Source organism: Alicyclobacillus sp. SP_1 (assembly GCF_024706985.1).
Taxonomy (GTDB): Bacteria; Bacillota; Bacilli; order Alicyclobacillales; family Alicyclobacillaceae; genus Alicyclobacillus_I.
This window is the reverse complement of record NZ_JAMCCX010000086.1, coordinates 1-2,088: the sequence shown is the minus strand read 5'-3', so window position 1 is coordinate 2,088 and position 2,088 is coordinate 1. Positions and strand designations below refer to the sequence as shown.

The 2,088-nt window shown below is 53.3% G+C and carries 5 protein-coding genes; 4 read left to right on the top strand and 1 reads right to left on the bottom strand.

Annotated elements, in window-relative coordinates:
* Positions 1-205: 205 nt before the first annotated feature.
* Positions 206-448 (top strand): hypothetical protein, encoded by a 243-nt coding sequence (locus M4I36_RS16945; protein ID WP_374986456.1) that lies wholly within the window; start codon positions 206-208, stop codon positions 446-448.
* A gap of 20 nt (positions 449-468) precedes the next feature.
* On the top strand, positions 469-735 hold the full coding sequence (locus tag M4I36_RS15465) for an AbrB/MazE/SpoVT family DNA-binding domain-containing protein (RefSeq protein ID WP_258112660.1): 267 nt from the start codon (positions 469-471) through the stop codon (positions 733-735).
* Between the two features lie 286 nt (positions 736-1,021).
* On the opposite strand, the gene M4I36_RS15460 is transcribed toward M4I36_RS15465, so the two are convergent.
* Positions 1,022-1,411 carry a DEAD/DEAH box helicase family protein gene (locus M4I36_RS15460; RefSeq protein ID WP_258112659.1) on the bottom strand — a complete coding sequence of 130 codons (390 nt, stop codon included), beginning with the start codon at positions 1,409-1,411 and terminating at the stop codon, positions 1,022-1,024.
* 152 nt (positions 1,412-1,563) lie between these two features.
* Here M4I36_RS15460 and M4I36_RS15455 point away from each other — a divergent pair, with 152 nt between their 5' ends.
* Entirely contained in the window at positions 1,564-1,743 is a 180-nt protein-coding gene (locus M4I36_RS15455) for a hypothetical protein (protein WP_258112658.1), read from the top strand.
* A gap of 29 nt (positions 1,744-1,772) precedes the next feature.
* Positions 1,773-2,088: hypothetical protein (locus M4I36_RS15450; protein ID WP_258112657.1), on the top strand; the 316-nt coding region annotated here is incomplete at its 3' end.

Here is a 2,088-nt window from a genome sequence, read left to right as displayed (position 1 = left end):
TCCCATTTGGCGACGGCCTAAAAGACAGCACAGAATCGTCATTAGGTTCGAACCCACAAGTATGTGGCTTCGAACACTGAACCCAGTGTGGGAGGTGATCAGCCGTCCGTCAAGGCTGGAAAGCGTACCTTGACAGACTTACCTAGGTATAGCTTAGCAAAGGGCAAAAAAATGTCTTGACACGTGGGTCCACTTTAATCCCCCCATTGGGAATGGTCAGCCATCCCAAGAAGATATTCGAGTGACAAAGCACGTGGTCGAGGCAGTCCGCATGATCGGTGTAGAGGAGCCGATTCAGGTCGTTCTCGGGGATGATTCCTATAGCCGCCTAAAGGAACTAGACCTGATGTATAGGCTTCCCCTACATCTCGTTTTCCTCTCGGATGTTTGTCAGGACCGTATATCGTTGAACCCCCATCGCGCATACTATATAGTAATTACTAAATAGCGAACTAGGAGGCAGCATCCATGACACTCAGCAAAGTCACTCGGAATGGCCAAATCACCATCCCAAAATCCATTCGTGAAAAGCTACACCTTGAAGAAGGGGATTACGTGGAAGTGATTGACGGCCAGGAAGGCATTCTACTCCGGCCTAAAAAAGTGGCGTTTTTTGACCCCGACCAGGCGTACTACTGGACAGAGGAATGGCAGGAGCGCGAACGACGAGCAGATGAGGATATTCGAGAAGGGCGAGTCCACAAGCTTGATTCATTGGACGAACTGGACAGCTAATTCATGTGCGAGTTGTCTTTGACGGATCAATTGAACGGGATTATAAGACTCTCACCCAGACCGAGCAGCAAGCGGTGAAACGAGCCTTGGAACGCATGAGAAATGACCTCAGGTATCCAGGCCTGCGAGTCAAGAAGATGCAAGGTCGCGATGAAGTGTGGGAGGTCAGAGCAAGTCGGGATTTGCGAATCACATTCATGTTCATGAAGCCTGAAACGCTCATCTTACGCTCATGCGGGCACCATGACGAAGCACTGCGCGGTTAAATAGAAGCCTGCCGAATTCGCTAAAAAAACCTTCCGCTGTGATGACACTCGTCATATATGATGAGTCCCGGCGGTCGAATCGCCCGGCCGAGGACAAGGGTTTGCGTGGACGCGACCAAGACGTTGCCCAGTGGCTCGTTGCGGCTCCCTTGCACGCGGCCTACGACCGCTTCTGGCCAGACCATGGTGAGCTTTTGCTCCGCTGGGTCCAGACGTTCACTGCGGTGTGCGAGGATGAGGATGGGTCGTGTCTGATCCGACGCCTCCCACCAGCGCTTCGCAATCGCCCCAAACAGGATGGTCTTTCCAGCCCCCGTTGGGAGCACCATCAGCTGTCGTCGACACGTCTCGGCAAAGAACGCGTCGACCGCCTCCGCTTGGTACGGACTCAGCGTCAAAGCATGCCCCATCGCCCAAGCCCTCCTCATCGCCTTCTCTACCTCGTGAAGCAGCAGGCGCCACCCTCACGGCCCAAACGGTGGTCTCTCTGCCGCGATGTCGCGGACCTTCACGAACGCCTCGACCGAGACCGAGCGAAGAAGACGATAGGAGAACACCGCGAATGACCGTTCACGAAGGCAACGTGTTGGCAGTGCTACGCAGCCTACTTCCAAAGCACCGGGTGGAAGTTGCTGCCTGCCGGGCCAAGCGAGAACGCGTTCCGGAGGAGGATGTTTTACCGACGATGTCACATTTCCCGAAGCTACTCCGTCTAAGAAGACGGAAGGATGATGGGCGGTAGTCTACAAGAACCTACGAGGAGTGCTGACGATGCAAAAACGACTGTGGGGAGTTAGCGCAGCTGCGCTGACGTTGACGTGCTTGACCGTGACGGGGTGTGGGACAACGTCATTGAGCAATAAAAATGGAAATACGCCCAAACCTCCAGCATCATCTGATAGCCCCCATTCATTGAACCCAAGCCGAACACATCGAGATGCTAACGCCACTAAAAGCGTAGTTATGTCTCCTTTAGAAAACCTCAAATCAATCTATATGGTCAATGGTTCCACCGGATGGGCCAATTCTTCTCGTTCAATTTTTCGTACTACAACGTCAGGACGAAAATGGGTGCGAGTTTTCGATT